Genomic DNA, 587 nt, shown 5'->3' on the forward strand with positions numbered 1-587 from the left:
GTGCCGTCATGCAGCGTGTGCATCTTGCCGCCATTGGCGAGCCCCGTATAGAGCTGCACCAGGTCGCGCAACGTCACGCCGACGCCGCCCAGTCCGATCGCCAGGCCCGGCGCCTCGTTGACGGGCAGGATCGGGTTGACGCCGGCCTGGCGGAAGCGTGCCGTCAGCCGCGCCGGGCCGACGGCGTCGAGCACCCGGATCGCCGGCACGTTGAGCGACAATTGCAGCGCCTGGCGGATAGAGACGTCGCCCTGGTAGCCCATGTCGAAATTCTTCGGCCGGTAGCCTCCGAAATCGGCCGGGCTGTCCTCGATGATCGTCTCCTGCGCCACCAGCCCCTGCTCGAAGGCCAAGCCGTAGATGAAAGGCTTCAGCGTCGAGCCGGGTGAGCGCACCACCCTGGTCATGTCGATCCAGCCGGAGCGGCTGGCGTCGGAGAAATCGGCCGAACCGACCTCGCCGAGGATGTCGCCGGTGCGCGCATCGGCCATCACCATGGCGATGGAAAGTTTCGGGCCAAGCTTCCTGGCGGCATCCCTTGCGACCTGCTCCAGCCCTTGCTGCACACTCCAGCGGATGGTGAGTTG

At 67.1% G+C, this 587-nt stretch carries 1 protein-coding gene; it reads right to left on the reverse strand.

Annotated features, from left to right (window positions below; all coding sequences use genetic code 11):
- Nucleotides 1–587, reverse strand: a 587-nt coding sequence (locus EOA28_RS37845) for a penicillin-binding transpeptidase domain-containing protein (RefSeq protein WP_281060963.1), incomplete at both ends; no start/stop codon positions are given.

The sequence above is a fragment of the Mesorhizobium sp. M2A.F.Ca.ET.067.02.1.1 genome, from assembly GCF_004023285.1.
GTDB lineage: Bacteria > Pseudomonadota > Alphaproteobacteria > Rhizobiales > Rhizobiaceae > Mesorhizobium.